Genomic DNA, 21,608 nt, shown 5'->3' with positions numbered 1-21,608 from the left:
ATTTCAATTTGAAATGTAATTTCACATTTTAATAAAAAATATAAATGTTTAAATAAGAAAATATCATCCCCCAAACACTGTGAAATAAATTCAATCCTTGATTAAATAGGCTCACGCCGATTTCATAGGCAAATGGCCGCAATTTGCGTACAATCAAGCCTTCAAAAACCAATCTTACGTGTACCTAGGAGACACCATGTTAGAACGTAACATGAATATTGCAGATTTTGACCCTGAACTAGCTCAAGCGATCCAGTCGGAAACAACCCGTCAGGAAGAGCACATCGAGCTTATCGCATCTGAAAACTACTGTAGCCCGCGTGTACTGGAGGCTCAGGGGTCGCAGTTAACTAACAAATATGCTGAAGGTTATCCGGGTAAGCGCTACTACGGTGGCTGTGAGCACGTTGACGTGGTTGAGCAACTGGCGATTGACCGTGCCTGTGAACTGTTTGGTTGTGACTACGCAAACGTTCAGCCACACGCAGGTTCTCAGGCAAATGCCGCGGTTTTCCAGGCACTGCTTCAGCCGCACGACACCGTTCTGGGCATGAGCCTGGCACACGGTGGTCACCTGACACACGGCTCTCACGTGAACTTTTCAGGTAAAACTTACAATGCCATTCAGTACGGTCTGAATGAAGAAACGGGCGAAATTGACTACGCGCAGGTAGAAGCGCTGGCATTAGAGCACAAGCCAAAAATGATCATCGGTGGTTTCTCGGCTTACTCAGGTATTGTTGACTGGGCTAAGTTCCGTGAAATTGCAGACAAAGTAGGTGCTTACCTGTTGGTTGATATGGCACACGTTGCTGGTTTGGTTGCGGCAGGTATCTACCCAAGCCCAATCCCACACGCACACGTTGTGACTACGACTACTCACAAAACCCTGGCGGGTCCTCGTGGTGGTCTGATCCTGTCTGCATGTGGCGACGCCGACATCTATAAAAAGCTTAACAGTGCGGTTTTCCCGGGCGGTCAGGGTGGTCCTCTGTGTCACGTGATTGCAGCCAAAGCCGTTGCTTTTAAAGAAGCGTTACAGGACGACTTCAAAGCTTACCAGACGCAAGTGGTTAAAAACGCCCAAGCTATGGTGGCTGTACTTCAGGAGCGTGGCTACAAAGTGGTTTCTGGTAAGACTGACAACCACCTGTTCCTGCTGGATTTGATCGACAAAGACATCACAGGTAAAGATGCCGACGCAGCGCTTGGCCGTGCCAACATCACGGTTAACAAGAACTCAGTACCTAACGATCCGCGTTCTCCGTTCGTGACTTCAGGTCTGCGCATTGGTTCACCGGCAATTACCCGCCGTGGTTTTAAAGAAGCTGAAGCAAGCGAGCTGGCAGGCTGGATCTGTGATGTACTGGACAACATCGAAGACGAGTCAGTTCAGGCACAAGTGAAAGAAAAAGTAAAAGCAATCTGCGCTAAACTGCCTGTATACGCATAAATCTCAGATACCACAGAGATAGCAAAGAAGGCTGCACTGAGTGCGGCCTTTTTTATGTGCACCCACTGGCACTATCTTGATATACTTCTGGCAATTGGCTCAAAGTGTGCTCTCAATTAAATGAGGCGCTTTGGGTGTTTGTCAGTTTTTCATAGTGAGCGTTTATGCACTGCCCATTTTGTACAGCAAAAGAAACCAAAGTGATTGATTCGCGGTTAGTCGGCTCGGGCCATCAGGTTCGCAGGCGGCGTGAATGTATTTTATGTCATGAGCGTTTCACCACCTTTGAAGGCGCTGAGCTGGTGATGCCCAGGGTCATTAAACAAGATGGCTCACGAGAGCCATTCAATGAAGATAAGTTGCAAAATGGTCTGCATCGCGCACTGGAGAAGCGTCCGGTGAGCACCGAGCAGATTGAAGAAGTGGTCCATCAGATCAAGTCTCAGTTGCGCGCCACCGGCGAGCGCGAAGTGCCCAGTCAGCTGGTGGGTGAGTGCATTATGGAAGCGCTGAAAAAACTCGATAAAGTGGCCTATGTTCGTTTTGCGTCGGTCTATCGCTGTTTTGAAGACGTGAAAGAGTTTGGTGAAGAAATTGCCCGACTGGGGGATGAATGAGTTTTACACAAGCCGATCAGGCTTATATGGCACGCGCCATTGAATTGGCGCAACAGGGCCGCTTTACCACTACCCCAAATCCCAATGTCGGCTGCGTCATCGTCAAAAACGGTGAGATTGTTGGTGAAGGCTTTCATTTGCGCGCCGGCGAGCCTCATGCAGAAGTGCATGCGCTGCGACAAGCTCAAGCGCGTGCCCGTGGTGCAACAGCTTATGTCACCCTGGAGCCCTGTAGTCACTACGGTCGTACACCCCCGTGCGCAAAAGGGCTGATTGAGGCCGGCGTGAGCAAAGTTATTGCCGCTATGGTTGACCCCAATCCGGAAGTGGCCGGGCGAGGGCTTGCGATGCTCAATGAGGCCGGGATAGAAACGGCTTTTGGGTTGCTCGAGCAGCAGGCTCGCGCACTGAATAAGGGCTTTTTGAAACGTATGGAGCAGGGGCGTCCGTATGTGATCTGTAAACTCGCAGCAAGCCTGGATGGTAAAACGGCACTGGGCAATGGCGAAAGTAAATGGATCACCGGGCCCGCAGCACGGCGCGATGTTCAGCTGGGCCGGGCACAAAGTTGTGCGATTTTGACCGGCGCCGATACTGTGCTGGTCGACGATGCGCGCCTCAATGTAAGGGCTGAGGAGTTGACGGATATTGAGCGCCCCGTCGAGCAGTGGCGTCAGCCTGTTCGGGTGATTATCGACTCGCAAAACCGTCTGCATCCCGAGCTGGCGTTATTTAAAATCCCATCTCCCGTCGTTATTTTGCGATCAGACCTTGATAATCAGCACAACTGGCCACATTTCGTAGAGCAAATTAAGGTTAACACCCGGGCAGGTAGAATTGACCTGCAAGCGGCGCTGAATACGCTGGCTGAGCGCAATATTAATCAGATCTGGCTGGAAGCGGGTGCGACGCTGTCGGGGGCCATGCATCAGCAAGGCCTGATTGATGAGTATCTGATTTATCTGGCGCCCAAGATCATTGGTACGGATGGCAGAGACTTATTCAACAGTGCAGCGCTTTCGTCGATGAGCCAGATCACTGAACTACAGTTCACCGAGGTCACCTCGATTGGCACCGATATTCGTATTACGGCACACAAACAACAAGGTAAGTAAGGCATTATGTTTACAGGCATCATTGAAGCAACGGGCACATTGACTGAGTTAACGCTCAAGCAAGGTGATCTCAGCGTGCAAGTTAGCAGCGCAACACTGGATATGGATGATGTGCAACTGGGAGACAGCATTGCGACCAATGGGGTGTGCCTGACCGTTGTTGAAAAGTTTTCCGACGGTTTTCGTGCCGATGTGTCTAATGAAACACTGAAACTGACCCGCTTCGGGGAGTATCGGGTAGGACAAAAAGTCAATCTTGAGAAGGCACTTCAGCCTACGTCACGACTCGGCGGGCACCTGGTCTCGGGTCATGTTGATGGCATTGCTGAAGTGGTTGCGGTGCAGCCCAACGCCCGTGCCACTGAGTACTGGCTTAAAGCGCCTGCGCAACTGATGAAGTACATACCGTATAAAGGATCCGTGGCCATCGATGGGATCAGTCTGACGGTTAATGACCTGGATGGCGATAAATTTAAGTTGACGATTGTGCCGCATACCGCACAGGAAACCACCATTGTCGACTTTAAGGTGGGGACCTTAATCAACCTCGAAGTGGATCAGATATCACGTTATCTGGAAAGGTTGATCCAGGGCGAACCGGCTGCAACGCAGCAATCAACTCTCACAACCAGCTTACTGGCCAAAGCTGGCTTTATTAAATAACTTGCCTATAACGCACTTAAAAACGGGAAGATTATGAGCTTAAACAGCGCACAAGAAATCATCGACGACATCAAAGCCGGTAAAATGGTCATTCTTATGGATGATGAAGACCGGGAAAATGAAGGCGATTTGATCATCGCGGCGGAGCATATCACGCCAGAAGCCATTAACTTTATGGCGACCTACGGCCGTGGCTTGATCTGTCTGACCATGACGCAGGAGCGTTGCCAGCAGCTTGACTTACCGCTGATGGTGAAAAACAACGGCGCCCAGTTTTCAACCAATTTTACTATGTCTATCGAAGCTGCCAAAGGCGTGACGACGGGGATTTCAGCGGCCGACCGTGCCCGCACCGTCCAGGCCGCAGTCGCTAAAGGCGCGGTGCCTGAAGACATAGTGCAGCCTGGCCACATCTTCCCAATTATGGCACAGCCCGGTGGGGTTTTGACCCGTGCAGGTCACACCGAAGCGGGTTGCGACTTGGCGCGCCTGGCAGGCCTTGAGCCCTCTTCTGTGATTGTGGAAATCCTCAATCCGGACGGCACCATGGCAAGACGCCCTGAGTTGGAAGTGTTCGCCAAAGAGCACGACATCAAAATTGGCACCATCGCCGATCTAATCGAATATCGTAACCTCAACGAAACGACCATTGAAAAAGTGGCCCAGTGTAAACTGCCGACTGAATATGGTGAATTCGAGTTGGTTACTTATAAAGACACGATAGACAACCAGTTGCATTATGCATTGCTCAAAGGCGAAGTCAGTGCTGATGAGGCAACCCTGGTCAGAGTACATCTGCAAAGTACGTTCAATGATACTTTGTTGTCAGACCGCAGTGCAGATCGCAGCTGGACCTTACACGGCGCAATGAAGTACATCGCGGATAACGACGGTGTGTTAGTGATCCTTGGTAAACAAGAGAAAACCGAAGATTTGGAACAGCTGGTGAAAGCGTTTGCAGCAGAAGATGCCGGTGAAAAGCCCAATTATCGTAAGTTCCAGGGCACCTCCAGAACCGTGGGGGTGGGCTCTCAAATTCTCGCTGATCTGGGGATCAGTAAAATGCGCCTGATGAGTTTACCGAAAAAATATCACGCACTGTCTGGCTTCCACTTAGAAGTTGTCGATTACGTCGAACCTCAATAATTTACTTAAAATAGCACGCGCGCCTGACAGGGATTTCCCTGTAGGCGTTTCGTCTTTTTCTATGCTATTATGCGCCTCAATTTGGCAATTGCTTATACTAGATTAGGAATCATCTAATGAAAATCATCGAAGGTAATAAATACGCACCGGGCAAGAAATTTGCCATTGTCATCTCTCGTTTTAACGACTTTATTGGCAACAGCCTGCTGGAAGGCGCTGTTGATGAGTTAAAGCGTACAGGTGGCGTAAAGGACGAGGACATCACTGTTGTGTATGTACCGGGTGCAGTAGAATTACCTTTAGCGGCTAAGCGTGTTGCAATGAAAAAAGAACACGATGCCATCATTGCATTAGGTGTCATCATTCGTGGCGGTACACCTCATTTCGACTTGGTTGCAAATGAGTCAAACAAAGGCCTGGCGAGCGTGTCTATGGACTACGATATCCCGGTTGCCTTTGGTGTGTTAACCACAGAGAGTATTGAGCAGGCCATCGAGCGCGCGGGAACCAAAATGGGCAACAAGGGTGGCGAAGCTGCACTTGGTGCACTAGAAATGGTTAACGTGCTAGAGCAAATTTAAGAGGAATCTCAGTGAAACCAGCAGCTAGACGTAAGGCGCGTGTCCTTGCCCTTCAGGCAGTATATTCTTGGCAGCTAAGTGGCAACCCCATTGCTGATATCGAGCAGCAAATGCTGATCGAAAACGACGTTTCAAAGGTTGATGTAGAGTACTTCAAGGATCTGGCACGTGGTGTTGCAGTAAACTGCAAACAGCTAGATGAATTGATGACGCCGCATTTATCTCGTCCATTTGATGACCTGGATATGGTTGAAAAAGCCGTATTGCGCGTCAGCATTTACGAGTTAAAGTTCCGCGAAGACGTCCCTTACAAAGTCGCCATTAACGAAGGGATTGAGCTGGCGAAAATGTTTGGTGCCGAAGACAGTCACAAATTTGTCAACGGCGTACTGGACAAAGCGGTTAAGATAATCCGCAAGTAATCGAGACCGTGAGGAGAGCCGGCATAGGCCGGCTTTTTTAATGTATGAAGGAATTTGAGTTAATCAATCATTACTTCAAGGGGCGTGGCATTGCGCGTCGTGATGTAAAGGTTGGTATTGGTGATGATTGTGCCATAGTGACGGTTCCTGAAAAGCACCAACTTGCCATTACCACAGACACCCTGGTTGCGGGTGTACACTTCTTTGAAGACATTCCACCCAGAGCCCTGGGGCATCGCGCTTTAGCCGTCAATCTGAGTGACCTGGCTGCGATGGGAGCGGAGCCGACCTGGATCTCTATTGGTTTGACCTTACCCGAGGTCGATATGGAGTGGCTGGAAGCGTTTACCGAAGGCATGCATGAAATTGCCGAATACTATAATGTTCAGCTGATTGGCGGAGATACCACGCAGGGGCCGCTGACGATTACCATTTGTGCCAAAGGGATCATTCCCAATGACAAAGCACTGACGCGCTCCGGCGCTAAAGTCGGTGACTGGATCTATGTCACAGGTGAGCTGGGCGATGCTGCACTGGCTATTGAAGCACGTAAGCGCCAGATCCCACTCGGTGACAAGCAACTAAAACGGCTTGAAGAGAAACTGCACTTTCCAACCCCCAGAGTGGCGGCTGGACAGGTTTTACGTGGCATGGCAACAGCCTGTATCGATATCTCAGACGGCTTGTTAGCTGACTTGCAGCACATTCTCAATAAATCTGCGGTCGGGGCCATCGTCAATATTGAAGATGTGCCGGTATCAGCGGTTATGCAGCAACTTCAGCCCGAGGCTTTGCGGCGGGAGCTGAGCCTGGCTTATGGCGACGATTATGAGCTGTTGTTTACCGTCAATGACAGCAACAAAGGCGCCGTCGAAGCCCGTCTGCGTCAGTATGGCGTCGAGCCTGTTTGCATTGGCCAAATCACCGCCTCAGCAGGTAAGCTGGAGTTGCTCAATGAGGGCGAAAAGTGCCCACTGCCGCGCAGCGGCTATCAACATTTTTAACGAGGAGCAGGTTTGAATAAGCCGTTATCATTCAACCTTAAACGCCCACATCACTTTTTTGCTTTGGGGTTTGGTTTAGGACTGGCACCCAAAGCCCCGGGTACCTTCGGTACTTTAGCAGCACTCCCTTTTATTCTGCTGACCATGGGTCAACCTCTGTGGTTGCAAATAAGCCTGGCGATTGTGATCAGCCTGGCTGGCTTTTGGATCTGTGGTAAAACGGCGCGAGACGTCGGTGTGCACGATCATCCCGCGATTGTCTGGGATGAAGTGGCCGGGTTTTACATCACTATGGTAGGGGCGGCCATTAGCTGGCAGTCCTTACTGGTCGGCTTTTTACTGTTTCGCTTCTTCGATATTGCCAAACCGGGTCCTATCAGACTACTGGACAGAAAACTCCATGGTGGTTTAGGGATCATGGCGGATGACTTGCTTGCCGGGATATTTTCATTGATTTGTCTGCAAGCTTTGTTTAAAACAGGGGTCCTGGGCGGCTAATTTTATTACGGGTACTAAGAGGGAGCCTATGCGATTTATACTGCTACTGTTGCTGTGCATATTCACCACAAGTGTGAATGCGGCAATTAATGATTATGTTGTTAAACAGTGGAGTATGCAAAATGGGCTGCCGTCGCAAAGTATAAAAAGTGTGGTTCAGGATCAGCAGGGCTATATCTGGCTGGGCACACAGTTTGGACTGAGTCGTTTTGACGGCTTGCAGTTCAGCAATTATACAACGCAAAACAGTGACTTTTTGGACAGCAATGCGGTAAATAAGCTCTTTGTTGACCGCTTTGGTATGCTGTGGATTGGTACCCGCAGAGGGGTGACCCGGTTAAACCCGCAAACCCTGATGGCAGAGCGCTTTGAAGTCCAGGGCGAAGTCAGAGATATTCTTGAAGACCACAATGGTAATATCTGGGTTGCCGCAAATGGCTTGTATTATGTGTCGGCCAAACGCCTGACCTTAGCTGAAAATAACCTCGACAGTAAAAAACTCTCTCTGACACATATCAGTCAAATTGTTGGCTCAGTGACCAAGATGACGTCCTCTCCTCAGGGGATCTGGTTGGTTAATGAACGTCACTTATTGCGGATCAGTGAATCTCAGTCGATGGGCTCCAATGACATGCGACTGGAACTGTCCAGCAAAATCTCGCTGCCACGACAGCTGGCACAAACCAATATCCATGACCTTGCCTGGATAGATGGCAAGCTTTTCCTCGCGTCGCAGTTAGGGGCTTATTTCCTCGACTTTGATGAAGTATTGAGACGCTACGACGAGATTGGCAATAACGCGACCTATAAATTTCTGAGCGATCAGCAAGGTGGTATGTGGGTCTCTACCTATGGTCGGCTGCTGTACAAAGAAAGCGGCGGGCAGTGGCAATTTGTCGAGCTGGCGCAACTTGATCAGGGGATCTGGTTTACCGATATCTTCATCGACAATGACTCTAACGTATGGATGGCCAGTATAAACGAGGGCCTGTGGCTTGCACACGCGGGCAGGGTGGAGCGTTTTTCCATTGGGTCGCAGCGAGAGCAGGCGATTTCGGCGATCACTCAGGATTTACAGGGCAACGTTTGGGTGGCAACCCGCGAAGGCGTTGGGCGCTTAGACAGCAGTGATAATTTTGAACCTGTGATCAGTGCCGAGCAGCTCAAAGGGGTCGAAATCCATGATATGGAGTTTGTCGGGGAGCGCTTATTTTTAGGTACCGGTCGTGGTGTGGTGATTTATGAAGACGATAAATTACTCGCCATTCCGAATCGAGAATTTCGCCAGACTCAGGTCTTTACTCTGACTCCTTCCAATCAGGGAGGACTGTGGCTGGGCACCGGGCGTGGTTTGTACCGGCTCGATTATAGCGGCCTGACGCCGTTTACCTACAACGCCTTTCTTGGTAGTCAGTTTATAACTTATGTCGTCGACTTTCCGCGCTTTGGCTTTATCGGCACCGACAAAGGGGCTTATAAATACAATGAGCGGGGAATTGAAAAAATTGGTGGGCAAACCTCGCTTGAATCCGCTTACGTGACCAGTATTTTGCACGTAGAAGACAGCGCCACTTTGGTGGGGACTTTCTATGACGGGCTCTATTATCGCAGTCAGGATGGCGACTGGCATCAGCTGGATGCCTCTCATGGCCTGCCTTATGGTCCAATCTTGTCGCTGCACTTTGACAAAACCCAGGAGCTGGTATGGGTTAGCACCATGAAAGGGGTGTACCGGATGCCTGTCGCCCAGTTCAGTGAGGCGGTGGAAAACTTACAGGTTGAGCAGGTGATAAACCCATTTGACCGTCAGCTGGATGGCGTCCCCAGTCAGTGCTGTACTGGTTTAGGGCATGATGCAGTGGTGGAGCAGGACGATTACCTGTTGTATCCCAGTCTGCAAGGTATCGTGCGGATCCCGAAAAAAGTGCAGTTATTCAGTGCCGCCGAGCTGGCCCCTAAATTTGAGAGCATAGTCACAGGGTATCGAAATCTGACACCGGACAGGCTGGAAGGCCCGGTTGAGCTGGACACCAGTGAACGTGACCTGACCATTCGCTATACCGCTATCGACTTTTATGCGCCGCAGAGTATCGAGTTTCGTTATAAACTGGAAGGCCATGATGCGCAGTGGCGTGATGCCCAGTCGCGACGCGAGGCGATTTATACCAACCTGCCACCAGGCGACTTTACCTTCTTGTTGCAGGTAAAACGGCGTGGCCAGGACTGGCAGCAGGCACATAACCTGTCGCTCAACTTGCTGTTACCACAGCGCTTTGATGAGACGGTATTTTTCCGTCTAATTATTACCTGTGGCTTTATGTTTTTGTTCTACCTGGTGTTCTGGGTATTCCGTACTCAGGAAAGGCGCAAACAGGCGGCGCTGGAAGCCCTGGTGGCAGAGCGCACGACGGAGCTGAGAAAAGCCAATGACAAGCTGAATCAGGTCAATACGCAGCTTAAACTGGTCAGTCACTCCGATGAACTGACCGGACTACGCAGTCGACGCTTTTTATTCGATCAATTGCCGAAGGACATTGAGCATTATCAGCGCAACGCCCAGTCGTTGCGTCAGCAAGATAAGAGCCTGGTGTTAATGATCCTCAATATTGATAGTTTTAGTAAAATCAATGATGCCTATGGCCCAATTGGCGGGGACAGTTGTTTGCAGCAACTGGCGACTTTGCTCAACACCCGCACGCAGGGCTCAGATTATGTGGCGCGCTGGAGTGGCGATGAGTTCTTGTTACTGCTGCGCGACTTTAAATGTTCTGAAGTTGAGCGTTATGTCAGTGAATTATGTAAAGCCATCGCGCAGTTTGATTTCAGGCTACCTAACGGTAAATCGCTGAACCTGAGCGTGTCCGTTGGCTGGTCATTCTATCCTCTGCCGCTGCTTGGTGGCCAGGTGATTGGCTGGGAGGCGTCGGTTAATCTTGCCGATATCGCACTACATGAAGTGAAACAACGCGGTGGAGATGGTGCTGCGACCATTACCTTTGATGAGCAGCTCGATGCCTTTGAATTTGAACAGAGCCAGAACGTGGAATCGCAATTACAACTGTTGCAGTCCAATGGGCTGGCTGAAGTAAAAGTATGGATGCGTTAGTCTGTTTTAATTGCGTTGTTTGTCTCTAAATGTGGAAAAAGCGTATAAATGAGGTTGAATATTGAGTAAATATCAACGGAGATTATAAATTTAACGACTTTTAATTTGAAAAGAGATAAATATAATATACTCTCTACATATCGAGCTTAATTAAGTTAGAAAATTCTAATTCAACAATCTATGAGAGTAATCCAATGCGTGAAATAAGATCTTTTATAAAGACTGCGAGCTACAGTGATTTGAATAAAGCGCTGGAGCTTATCCAAGCTGCTATTGATGAGCAGGCAAAACAGGAAGAAGCCAAAAAAGAAGTCTTGGCGCTGATTAAAGAAAAAGGATTGTCTTTAGAAGATTTTGCAGCGGAAAGCGCAACAGATAAGCGCAGCAAAGTGCGTCCAAAATACCGCATTGAAAAAGACGGTGAAGTATTTGAATGGACAGGTCGCGGTAAAACACCAAAAGCATTTGTTGGTGTTGACTTAGAAGATCACAAAATCTAAGTGACCTTGCACAAGCCAGTTATCTTAAAGTGACTGGCTTAACCTATTTAAACGTAACCCGACCGGGTCCCTGTTCTAAATCTTTTCACTTCTCAACGTTATCAAAATCTTTATTCATTAATACTGTCAGGTGTTCCTATTTACACGCTAAGACCCTATCAAGAAGAAGCCGTCGCTAATACCATTGCACATTTTAAAAAGTCAGATGACAGTGCGGTGATTGTACTGCCAACCGGCGCTGGTAAGAGCCTGGTGATTGCTCAGCTGGCCCGGCTGGCAAAACATAAAATTCTTGTGATGACGCATGTCAAAGAGCTGGTTGAGCAAAATGCGCAGAAGTACCAGAGCTATGGTTTAACGGCGAGCATTTACTCAGCCGGGTTAAAACAAAAAGACCTGACCCATCAGGTGACGTTTGCCAGTGTTCAGTCACTGGCTCGCAATATAGATGCGATAGATACCTTTTATTCCTTATTAATTATTGATGAGTGTCACCGGGTCAGCGGTGAAGACGACAGTCAGTATATGGCGGTCATTGCACGCCTGCGGCAGTTTAATCCGGCATTAAAAATACTGGGATTGACAGCAACACCGTATCGACTAGGCAGTGGCTGGGTGTACCACAGCCACTATCATGGTTTTGTGCGTGGCAGTGAAAATAGCCCCTTCCGTCGCTGTATTTATGAATTGCCGCTGCGTTATATGATCAAGCATGGTTATCTGACACCGCCGAATAAAATTGACCCGGCTGTAGAAAATTACGATTTTTCTGCACTCACTAGCAATGCGTTTGGTCGCTACAGCGAGGCGGATATGAACCAGCTGCTACAAAGCAATACCCGGGCAACCAAAAGCATTATTAATCATGTGGTCTCGCTCAGCAAAGACCGCCACGGGGTAATGATTTTTGCGGCAACAGTATTACATGCGAAAGAAATTATCGGTTATTTACCTGCGCAACAGACGGCCCTGGTGATTGGTGATACAGATAACCGGGAGCGCGATAATATTATCGCGGCATTTAAACGTCGAGAAATAAAATATCTGGTAAATGTATCGGTATTAACGACAGGGTTTGATGCGCCTCATGTGGACGTGATTGCTATTTTGCGGCCCACAGAGTCGGTGAGTCTGTACCAGCAAATTGTGGGCCGGGGCCTGCGTCTGAGTGAAGGCAAAAAAGACTGCCTGGTGGTTGATTACGCCGCCAACGAGTTCGATTTGTTTCACCCTGAAGTGGGCAGTAAAAAGCCTGACTCAGACAATGAACCTGTCCAGGTGCTGTGCCCTGGTTGTGGCTTTGGCAATATTTTCTGGGGCAAGTATGATGAGCAGGGGCGTGTGATTGAACATTTCGGCCGACGTTGCCAGGGGTTACTGCAGGATGACGAAGGCAATGAGCAGCAATGCGACTACCGTTTTAAATTCAAAGAATGCGATAACTGTGGCGCAGAAAATGATATCGCAGCACGCCAGTGCCACAGCTGTGGCGTGATGCTGGCAGACCCGGACGACAAGCTGCGTGCGGCGCTCAACCTGAAAAACGCCATGGTGATCCGCTGTAGTGGTCTGAGCGGTGAAGTGATTAAAGCTCAGCTGCTGAAAATCACTTACTTTGATGAAGACGGGGCGAGCGTGAGCGAGGTGTTTGATTTTGCCAAACCGGCTAGCCGACACCATTTTGTTCGTCAGTTTGCCAAGCATTGCCGCAGTGGCGTGAACGTGAAGGCGTGGACTGAGGTCGCGCAAGTGGATGCCACTTTACTGTCGGCGCCTGACTTTGTGATTGCCCGGCAACACAAGAAGTATGGCTGGCAGATAACTGAAAAGCTTTTTGATTATCAGGGCAGTTATCGTACCGCAGACAAAAGCTAATGCAGAGCACTTTGGGCTCTGCATCCTTCAGGCCCGAGTGTTATTCGGCGAGTATTCCCCACCCGTCACCATAGCCTTCGTGGCTGTTGGCGATAGACTCCAGATATTGCTCGGTCTGGCTTAGAAGCTGGTGATCCGGCACCATAGTGACAGAAGTAACGACTTCCCATACACCGGTATCCGGGCAGGTATCCAGTTTGGTTTTGGGTGCCAGCTCATCGGCGGCAATGGCACTCATAAAACGCTCTGCGTCGGCCTTTTGTTCGAACAAAATAAAAAAATCGATGCTGTGCATCTGAGTGAGATCGACACCGGCGGCGGCTATTTCAGACAGAAGCTGGCCGTTGTCATCATCAGGGAATTGCATAATCGTACTCAAGTTAATATAGCTGGGGATATTGTCCGCTATCCAACACAAAATAAAAAGCACTGAGGGCAAAAATTTGCGCCTAAGCGCATAAAAATAACCCACTGCCAAGGTGCTTCTCGCCATGTCAGTGTTATCTTGCTGTGGTATGATAATGCCAATGTGAATTATAGGGTTATTTAGTGCGTTTATCTGCGTTTAGTGCCATCCTTGTTGCGCTGCTTTTTTCATTTCAGTCCTGGGCCAATCCGCCATCTGGTATCACAGAGTTTACCATCCACAGTGCGTCAGACAGCATTGAATTAACGGATGAAGCTCGTGACAATGTGATGCGCTTTTTAGCTTCATATGTAGGCAAGCCATTCACGCCGCGCAGGAAAAAACTCATTGATAAAGACGTGATCAAGGCGTTGCAGGCACTGGGATATTATGACCATACGCTTTCCCTGGCTTTTGACGCTCAGACGCGCCGCGTGACTCTGGAGCTTAACCCGGGTGATGCCTGGCGCTGGGAGCAAGTCGAAATCTCCCTGCAGGGCATTGATGATGCGGCACTGCGTACCCGTTTGCTGAGCGGGGCTATCCAGGTTGGCGAGCAAGTCAGGCATGACCGCTATGAAGCCACCAAAGCGCAGATCGAAAGTTTGTTGCTGGAGCTGGGTTACTTTGATTTTCAGTGGCTAAAAAAACAGCTTAGTGTGGATAAAGCACAGCAACAGGTTTCTGCGACCTTAGTGTTATCGGCGGGCCAGCGTTATCGCTTTGGCGCGTTACGATTATCAACGCAGTCTAAGGCGATTGCCTTTGCACAAGCGCTGAGCCCATTTCAGCCGGGTGAGTTATATGCCGCAGAAAAGTTGTCGCAATATAACCTGACGCTCAATGAAACGCCGTATTTTCAGAGTGTGCGCGTTTATCCGCTACTCAAAGCCAGACAAAACGGCGAGGTACCTATTCGTGTTGAGCTGGTCGACAAGCCGGCCAACAGCTATGAAGTGGGCGGAGGATACAGCACGGATTTAGGGGCAAAGGCGCGCTTTAAATGGAGCAAACCCTGGATCACCCAGGGCGGGCATTCGATGACCTCAGATCTCAATGTGTCGCAGCGTCAGCAGGATATCAGTGCAGCGTATACCATTCCGGTGGACGACCCAAACAGCGATGTATTTCGCATCTTAGGGGGTTATCAGCTACAGGACGACCTCACTGAAGGGGTCGATACTAAGACCTGGAACATTCAGGTTCAGCGTCAATGGCTGACGTCCGGTAACTGGGTTCGTACCGCGTTTTTAAAGCGAGAGCATGAAACCAGTGAGCAGGGAGGTGAGACACTCAAGACCGAAATGCTTATTCCGGGGATCAGCTATGCGAAAAAGCAAAGTCAGGGTGGCATGCTGCCTTACTGGGGCAATGAGCGGTTGATCTCGATTGAGCTGGCCAGCGATTCAGTCATCTCTTCCACGTCTTTACTTAAGGTGCGATGGAAAAATGCCTGGCTGCGTAATCTGCAGCAGCGACACTTCTTTCTGACACGCCTGGAAGCCGGTGCCATTGTCACGGATGATATCTCGGCCGTGCCTTTTAATATGCGCTTTTTCGCCGGTGGCGATCAGAGTGTACGCGGCTTTGCCTATCAGTCTGTGGCACCGCGCGATGAAGAGGGAAACCTGCTTGGAGGTAAATATCTTGCGACCGCCAGCAGCGAGTATAATTATCAGTTCTTACCCAACTGGCGTGTTGCCCTGTTTGTGGATACCGGGACGGCTACGGATGATTTTAAAGACAAGTGGGCCGTGGGGGCGGGGTTTGGATTGCGTTATCTGACGCCGGTCGGGCCTATCCGGCTTGATCACGCCTGGGGGCTGAGTAAAGACAGCAAAAGCACGCGTTTAAGTATTGTAATTGGACCGGAGATGTAATGGGACTGAAAACCTGGCTGCGCCGAATTAGCTATGCCGTTGCAGGCGTGTTTGTAACCGTCTTTTGTCTGTTGTTTACCCTACCCGGTCACCAGCTTATTGTGTGGGTGGCCAATCACAGTGTAGCGGGGTTGCAGGTAAGCTCGCCTCAGGCGCGTCTGTTATCCAATGCCGTGCTGGATATTCGCTATGAGCATGAGCAGCTGAGCTTTGGTGCGCGCCGGATGAGCTTGTCACTGGATTGGTTTAGCTGTGCCACTGTGTGCCTGTCTGGCAGTGCCGACAAAATAACGCTGCATCTGGCAGAGCAGGACAGTGAGTCAGCTGTGCCAGCACAACCAGAGCCTGCCGCGGAGGCAGCCCCTTTGTCAGTGCCTTTCTCTATCGCCATTAAGCAGCTCCGTGTGGGTGGGGCAGACATCAAGGTCGCCGGGCACCAGATCAGCCTGACTAAGCTGGCGCTGGCAGCCAGTGCTAATGAGCAGGGCATTCAGGTTAGCAAGCTTGCGCTGCGCAGCGTGCAGGTCCGACAAACTAAAGCGCCGGCGCCTGCTGAGCCTTTTGCAATGCCGACAGAAATTCCGGCATTGGCGCTGCCCGCCGTACAGCTCCCCATGGCCGTTAAACTTGAACAACTCACTGTGACGGAGCTGGGTTATCATCCCTATGAGGGAGACAGCCAGACATTGACGCAGCTTCAGCTTAGTGCAGATGCCAGACAGTCCAGATTGTCGGTACGTCATTTGTCACTGGCTTATCTTGCCCATCAGCTGGCGCTCACAGCGCAGGCAGACCTTAGCAACTGGGCAGTGTCGGGGGCACTTGATTATCAGCACCCCGATTACCAGAGTAACCTGACGTTCAGCGGCGATCTCAGGCAACTTGAGCTGGCAGCCACGGTTGCCGGTAATGCACAGGGTAAAGTTGCTTTAAGTGTGAGTCCGGCGCAGCCAAACTGGCCATTCTCACTGGATGTGCGCGCTGAACAATCCGAACTTGGCGCACAGCACAGGTTACAACTCCTAACGCTCAGCGCAGCAGGCACGGCAGATGACTATCAGCTTACTGCCAATGCCGACGTGACGCTGAGCGAGCAGCTGGCGCTGGCGGATAATCAGCTCACGGTGCAACTGGCTGCCAGCGGTGGTCTTAGCGCATTGACGCTGCAAAAAGCCGCACTGGGGCTGGGAGAAGCGCATACCCAACTGAGCGCTCAGGTAAGTTGGCAAGATGGGATCCGCAGCCAGCTTCAGGGCAAGCTGCATGCATTGCCCTTAGGTGCCTGGCTGGCGCTCGATGAGACTCAGCTGTCGGGCGCTTATCAACTTGAATTTGAGCAGCATGGTAACCAGTGGCAGGCACAGGTTAACGAGTTGACCCTTAGCGGGCAACTGGCTGCCTTGCCACTGCAGCTGGTCGCTAAGGGAAAAGTGAACAGTAACTTACATGGTGAACTCCAGGCTGCCCGGCTCAGTTATGGGCAGAGCCAGATCACTGTGTCTGGCACCGCTGACCAGCAACTGGACTTACAAGGCGAGTTGCAACTTGCGCATCAGCATAATGCACTGTTGCCGGCGGATATTCAGTTATCCGGGCAGTTCACTGCAAGCGGGCCGGTTGATAACCCAAAACTGACGCTCAACAGCCAGCTTGGCAAACTGGGTTATCAGGATACGTCGATCGATAGCGGCACACTGGCACTGAGTCTGGATATGGCCCGAAACTGGCTGACCGATCTTTCCTTGTCTTTGTCTGCGGTGAGCGTGGGTGAGTTGAGCGCAACGGATCTCAGCGTCACAGCGCAGGGCGATCAAAGCCTGCATCAGCTGAACGTACAGGCCGACAATACTGATGGCAGCGTCGAGCTGACCCTGAGTGGTCAGTATGCTCAGCAAGCCTGGGCAGGTCAGCTGGATGCCGGACGCTTGAGCCTGAAAGGCAGTGAGCTGGCGTTGGTGTCCCCGGCGGCGCTTACCGTCAAAGCCGCTCAGGTGCAAGTGGCTCGCCAGTGCTGGACACTGTCACCCGGGCAGATCTGTTTTGCAGCGCAGCATGGCACTCAGGGCCAGGCCAGCGTTGAGGTGCAAGAATTGGATCTGACGCATTTTAATCCGCTACTTAGCGACCTGGCGAACCTGCAAGGTCGGTTATCGGCCAGTGCCAGCGCAGCCTGGTCGCAGGGCCAGTTACAGGCGCTGGATGGCAAACTGGCGATGTCGGACGCTCAGGTTACCCTCTATGGTGCCGCGGCAGAGCAGCTCAGCGACAACGAAGATAACGTTGCCCCGACGTTACCGCTTGAAATTGAAAACTTTTCACTGGCACTGAATAGTGATGCGCAGCAGGCCAAAGCAGACTGGCAGCTGGCGCTCAGAAAACTAGGGCACTTTAATGGTGAGCTGGCTATGCCACTACAGGCCGAGCCTCAGACTATGCGCGGTTTTGTCAACATAGCCGGCATCGAGCTTGGTAAATTCCGCCCGCTGTTACGGCGCTTATTATGGCCAGATCTGGAGCTGGGTGGCACCATTGCCGGTCAGGTTAACATTGACGGTGCGCTGGCTCAGCCGCAGCTCAGTGGCCAGCTCAGCGCCACAGATATTCAGCTCAAGGCCAGTGAAATACCCGTCGCCATTAGCGACCTGGACCTGGACGTGCAACTGCAAGGCCAGCGGGCTCAGCTAACCGGTCAACTGAGCACCACACCTAGAGGTCAGGTTGCACTCAGTGGTGAGCTTGACTGGCAGTCATCTATGGTTGCGGCGCTCAAACTCAATGGTGAGCGACTGACACTGATGCCACAGCCGGGCATAGAGCTGGACATCTCCCCGGATCTGTCACTGCGTTATAACGGCCAGTATGGCGAAGTCACCGGCGCGGTGACTGTTCCTTACGGGCGGATTGAAATTGCCGAATTACCGCAAGGGGTGGTCGCCGTTAGTGACGATCAGGTGATAGTGGATAGCGCCAGCGTCACTCAGCCAAACCAGATGATGGACTATCGTCTTGACCTGGATGTGCGTTTGCTGGATGACGTCAGGGTCAAGGCGATGGGACTGGATGCTTACCTGACAGGTGAACTGTCTTTGGAAAAGCAGCTTGCTTCGGCCCTGTTGGCCAGTGGCGAGATCAACCTCAGAGAGGGTCAGTATAAAGCCTTTGGCCAGGACCTGAGTATTGAGACGGGTCAGCTGGGCTTTAATGGCCCGCTGGACAAGCCCTATATCAATGTGCGGGCCATCCGTAACCCGGATACCACCGCGGATGGGGTGATTGCGGGTGTCGAAGTGAAAGGCAGTATTCGCAGCCCTGAGCTGGTGATTTATTCGCAGCCTGCGATGGATCAGGCCCAGGCACTGGCTTACCTGCTTAATGGCCAGCCGCTGGGTGAGGGCGAAAGTAACAACAATACCATGCTGGCCCAGTTTCTGTTGTCGCAGAGTATAGACCGCAGTAAGGGTTACTTTGCCAAAGCAGGCGAGACGATAGGGTTCCAGGATGTGAATCTGGCGGCCAAGGGCAGCGGTGATGACACTCAGGTTGAAGTATCAGGTTATCTGACACCCAGTGTTCAGGTCAGTTACCGGGTTGGGGTGTTTGCGTCGCTCAGTGAGGTGGCGGTGCGCTATCGGATTTTTTCAAAGTTTTATATTGAAGCCACCAGCGGTTTGTATAAGAGTATTGACTTGCTTTACAAGTTTGACTGGGACGAATAATGCGCCGCTTTTTGTTGCTACTAATGCTGTGTGCCTCGGGCGCTGTGGCAGCGGCTAAACCTCAGCCGCTGGAGATCCGGGTGACTGCTGGTGCCGATCCCTATGTGACACAGCTGCTTGAGCTGGCGCTGTCTTATCAGTCCCGACCGGTGATATTAAAGCCGGTCGCCGGGATCCCAACGCAAAGTCGGGCCGTGCGATTGCTTGGCAAACCGTCGGGCATTGATGTGTTTTGGTCGGTCACCAGTCGGGCACGTGAGCAGCAGGCGCTGGCCGTGCGTATTCCTCTGGTAAAAGGCCTGCTGGGATATCGGGTGTTGTTTATTGCAGCCAGCCGGGCCGCCGATTTTGTCGATATTAAGCATTGGGGGCAGTTACAGCCTGTGTTGTTTGGGCTGCGCCACGACTGGCCCGACCGAGAGGTCTTTGAACTTAATGGGTTGCAGGTTGTGGCATTTCACGACACCGAAAAAGCGATGAGTATGCTCAGCAGCAAGCGCCTGGATGTGGTGCCACTGGACATACTGGCCGCGGGCGATTTTTCGTCGCGCAGCGATATCATGGTGCAACCCCAGCTGCTGATCCATTACCCGTCTGCCGTCTATCTGTTTGTTGATAAAGCCAATACCCAGCTCCACGCGTTATTGCAAAAAGGCCTTGAGCAGGCAATTGCTGATGGCTGTTTCGAGTGGCTGTTTCGCCGCCACTTTGCAAGGCAGCTTGAACAGCTGGACCTGGCCGGGCGCACACGACTGAACTTACCAAATCCGACTTTGCCTGCCGAGACGCCGTTGTCACGGAGCGAACTGTGGTATCAACCAGGAAAATACAATGACAATAATAACACGCAAACCAACCAGACTGAGCATGGCAGCCATGTTGCTCCTCACCCTCACTGCTTGCCAGTCAAGCCCTGAACAGGCCAGTACTGATAAGGTATCCTCAGCGTTAACTGGCCTTGCTCCCGCTGACATCATTGCACAGGCCAGCGAGACGGAGTGGCGCACTGTCGAGCCGGAGCACATTCTTAAAATCACCTTGCCAGGCGGCCCGGTTTATGTTGAGCTTAATCCTGAGCTTGCACCGGGACACGTGAGCAATATCAAAGCGCTGGCACGGGAAGGCTTTTATCAGGGGTTGTCGATATACCGCTTTGTTGAAGGCTTTGTCGCACAAGGTGGAGACCAAAGTGACGAGAAGCGCCCTGTCAATGGTAAAAAAACCATCCCTGGCGAGTTTTATCTGGAAACGGCCAAGCCTTTGGAGATCACGGGCTTAAATCTGGTCGACGGATATGCACCACGTAGTGGATTTTTACACGGATTTGCTGTGGCGCAGAACGACGAAGGGACACGCACCTGGCAGACTCATTGCCCCGGTGCGTTTGCCATGGCACGGCAGAATGACGCCGACAGCGGCGGGACTGAGTTCTATTTTACGCTCAGCGGACAGCGTTATCTGGATTTAAATACCACGGTTTTTGGCCGGGTGTTAGCGGGGATGGAGCATGTGCAGCGATTGCACCGACAGCCCCAAGTTAACCTGCCTTTTAATCCTATTCTGGCGGTTGAGGTACTGGCGGACATCGAGAAGACGGATAAACAGCGTTTTCGGGTATTTAACACCGAAAGCCGGGCTTTTCGGGCCTTGATTGCGGCGCGTAAAAACCGCCCGGAAGCCTGGTTTTTACACCAGGCCAATCACACCGATGTGTGCGCCATTAACGTGCCGGTACAAGCCTTTACTGGCGATTGATCCGCACGTTGAAGGCGGTCTGATTTTGCTCGCTGGAGCGAAATGGATTGATATCCAGGCCGCCACGGCGGGTATAACGGGCGTATACTTCCAGCTTACTGGGGTTGAGCGCGCGCAGCAGGTCGCAGTAAATGCGCTCAACACACTGCTCGTGAAACTCGTTATGATCGCGAAATGAGATCAGGTAACGCAGTAATGACTCCCGGCAGATTTTCGCGCCCTCATAACGGATCACGATACTGGCCCAGTCTGGCTGTGAGGTGATCAGGCAGTTCGACTTAAGCAAGTGGCTGTGCAGGGTTTCACTGACCGGCTCGTCGCTTTGCAGCGCCAGCAGGCCATCGCGCGGGCTGTAATCATCTACTGTGATATCTAACTCATCGATACAATCGCCCGGCAGCGCTGAAAATGGCAGGCAATCATGGTCGTCGGGGCCATACAGCGTCACTGCCACGTCGCATTGGGCTGCTGCGGATAGGTCTTGTTGCAAGGCATCGCGTACGGCATCAAAGCTGTCAAACTTGCTCTGATTAAAACTATTCAGATAGAGCTTAAAGGACTTGGATTCGATAATGTGGCTGCTCTGACAAGGGAACACAAATCGCGCGATTGCCACCTGAGGTTTGCCTTTTGAATTCAGCCAGGACAACTCATAGCCGTGCCAGATGTCTTCACCAAAAAACGGCAATGCCTGCTCGTCTACGGCTATCTGATCGCGGTTGAGTTTACGGGCGATAGGGTGCAGCAGGCTGGGGTCATACTGACTGGCGTATTCTGTGGTTTTACCCAGCACAGAAGCTTTTAACTCCGGGGCGTTATTGTAGTCTGTCATGTTGATCCATTAGTAGTTACAATGACAGCGATTATAGCG

General features: G+C 51.3%; 18 protein-coding genes. 16 read left to right on the top strand and 2 right to left on the bottom strand.

All coding sequences use genetic code 11. The annotated features are described in order from the left end of the window. Positions 1–196 precede the first annotated feature (196 nt). From glyA to TW77_RS20655, 12 genes are all read left to right on the top strand, one after another. A complete protein-coding gene (gene glyA, locus TW77_RS20710; protein ID WP_046006870.1) occupies positions 197–1,453 on the top strand; it encodes a serine hydroxymethyltransferase in 1,257 nt (418 codons plus the stop codon). 164 nt (positions 1,454–1,617) lie between these two features. Further along, positions 1,618–2,070: a transcriptional regulator NrdR gene (gene nrdR / locus TW77_RS20705; protein ID WP_010382799.1), complete on the top strand. Its 453-nt coding sequence runs from the start codon at positions 1,618–1,620 to the stop codon at positions 2,068–2,070. Continuing rightward, positions 2,067–3,185: a bifunctional diaminohydroxyphosphoribosylaminopyrimidine deaminase/5-amino-6-(5-phosphoribosylamino)uracil reductase RibD gene (ribD, locus tag TW77_RS20700; RefSeq protein WP_046006869.1), complete on the top strand. Its 1,119-nt coding sequence runs from the start codon at positions 2,067–2,069 to the stop codon at positions 3,183–3,185. Before nrdR ends, ribD begins: the two co-directional genes overlap by 4 nt. 6 nt (positions 3,186–3,191) lie before the next feature. Further along, positions 3,192–3,848 (top strand): riboflavin synthase, encoded by a 657-nt coding sequence (locus TW77_RS20695; protein WP_046006868.1) that lies wholly within the window; start codon positions 3,192–3,194, stop codon positions 3,846–3,848. A 33-nt stretch (positions 3,849–3,881) separates the two neighbouring features. Then, positions 3,882–4,994, top strand: a complete 1,113-nt coding sequence (ribBA, locus tag TW77_RS20690) for a bifunctional 3,4-dihydroxy-2-butanone-4-phosphate synthase/GTP cyclohydrolase II (RefSeq protein ID WP_046006867.1) — start codon at positions 3,882–3,884, stop codon at positions 4,992–4,994. A gap of 116 nt (positions 4,995–5,110) precedes the next feature. Continuing rightward, complete coding sequence (gene ribH / locus TW77_RS20685; protein ID WP_046006866.1) at positions 5,111–5,575, top strand: 6,7-dimethyl-8-ribityllumazine synthase; 465 nt, start codon at positions 5,111–5,113, stop codon at positions 5,573–5,575. 11 nt (positions 5,576–5,586) lie between these two features. Next, complete coding sequence (gene nusB, locus TW77_RS20680) at positions 5,587–5,997, top strand: transcription antitermination factor NusB (protein WP_010382792.1); 411 nt, start codon at positions 5,587–5,589, stop codon at positions 5,995–5,997. A gap of 44 nt (positions 5,998–6,041) precedes the next feature. Further along, positions 6,042–7,001, top strand: coding sequence for a thiamine-phosphate kinase (gene thiL, locus TW77_RS20675; protein ID WP_046006865.1), 960 nt, complete (start codon positions 6,042–6,044; stop codon positions 6,999–7,001). Positions 7,002–7,013: 12 nt separating this feature from the next. Then, on the top strand, positions 7,014–7,499 hold the full coding sequence (locus TW77_RS20670; protein ID WP_046006864.1) for a phosphatidylglycerophosphatase A family protein: 486 nt from the start codon (positions 7,014–7,016) through the stop codon (positions 7,497–7,499). Between the two features lie 28 nt (positions 7,500–7,527). After that, a complete protein-coding gene (locus TW77_RS20665) occupies positions 7,528–10,605 on the top strand; it encodes a ligand-binding sensor domain-containing diguanylate cyclase (protein WP_046006863.1) in 3,078 nt (1,025 codons plus the stop codon). A gap of 194 nt (positions 10,606–10,799) precedes the next feature. After that, positions 10,800–11,105, top strand: a complete 306-nt coding sequence (locus TW77_RS20660; RefSeq protein ID WP_046006862.1) for an H-NS family nucleoid-associated regulatory protein — start codon at positions 10,800–10,802, stop codon at positions 11,103–11,105. Between the two features lie 138 nt (positions 11,106–11,243). After that, a complete protein-coding gene (locus tag TW77_RS20655) occupies positions 11,244–12,980 on the top strand; it encodes a DEAD/DEAH box helicase (protein ID WP_205623893.1) in 1,737 nt (578 codons plus the stop codon). A 40-nt stretch (positions 12,981–13,020) separates the two neighbouring features. Here TW77_RS20655 and TW77_RS20650 read toward each other — a convergent pair whose 3' ends face one another. Then, a complete protein-coding gene (locus TW77_RS20650) occupies positions 13,021–13,347 on the bottom strand; it encodes a ribonuclease E inhibitor RraB (RefSeq protein WP_046006894.1) in 327 nt (108 codons plus the stop codon). A 182-nt stretch (positions 13,348–13,529) separates the two neighbouring features. On the opposite strand from TW77_RS20650, the gene TW77_RS20645 reads away from it, so the two are divergent. From TW77_RS20645 to TW77_RS20630, 4 genes are read left to right on the top strand one after another with little or no spacing between them, the layout of a single operon-like run. Further along, the gene (locus tag TW77_RS20645) at positions 13,530–15,266 is read left to right on the top strand and encodes an autotransporter assembly complex protein TamA (RefSeq protein ID WP_046006860.1); all 1,737 of its coding nucleotides are present in this window, start codon (positions 13,530–13,532) and stop codon (positions 15,264–15,266) included. After that, the gene (gene tamB, locus TW77_RS20640; protein WP_046006859.1) at positions 15,266–18,982 is read left to right on the top strand and encodes an autotransporter assembly complex protein TamB; all 3,717 of its coding nucleotides are present in this window, start codon (positions 15,266–15,268) and stop codon (positions 18,980–18,982) included. The genes TW77_RS20645 and tamB overlap by 1 nt, the downstream gene beginning before the upstream one ends. Next, positions 18,982–19,899 (top strand): transporter substrate-binding domain-containing protein, encoded by a 918-nt coding sequence (locus TW77_RS20635; protein WP_052713293.1) that lies wholly within the window; start codon positions 18,982–18,984, stop codon positions 19,897–19,899. The genes tamB and TW77_RS20635 overlap by 1 nt, the downstream gene beginning before the upstream one ends. Further along, entirely contained in the window at positions 19,814–20,737 is a 924-nt protein-coding gene (locus TW77_RS20630; protein ID WP_046006858.1) for a peptidylprolyl isomerase, read from the top strand. The genes TW77_RS20635 and TW77_RS20630 overlap by 86 nt, the downstream gene beginning before the upstream one ends. Here the strand turns inward: TW77_RS20630 and queF are convergent. After that, a complete protein-coding gene (gene queF, locus TW77_RS20625) occupies positions 20,724–21,569 on the bottom strand; it encodes an NADPH-dependent 7-cyano-7-deazaguanine reductase QueF (RefSeq protein WP_046006857.1) in 846 nt (281 codons plus the stop codon). The two genes, TW77_RS20630 and queF, sit on opposite strands and share 14 nt — an antisense overlap. Positions 21,570–21,608: the final 39 nt, after the last annotated feature.

This window comes from Pseudoalteromonas rubra, from assembly GCF_000967655.1.
GTDB classification, from domain to species: domain Bacteria; phylum Pseudomonadota; class Gammaproteobacteria; order Enterobacterales; family Alteromonadaceae; genus Pseudoalteromonas; species Pseudoalteromonas rubra_A.
This window is presented reverse-complemented; position numbering and strand designations above follow the sequence as displayed.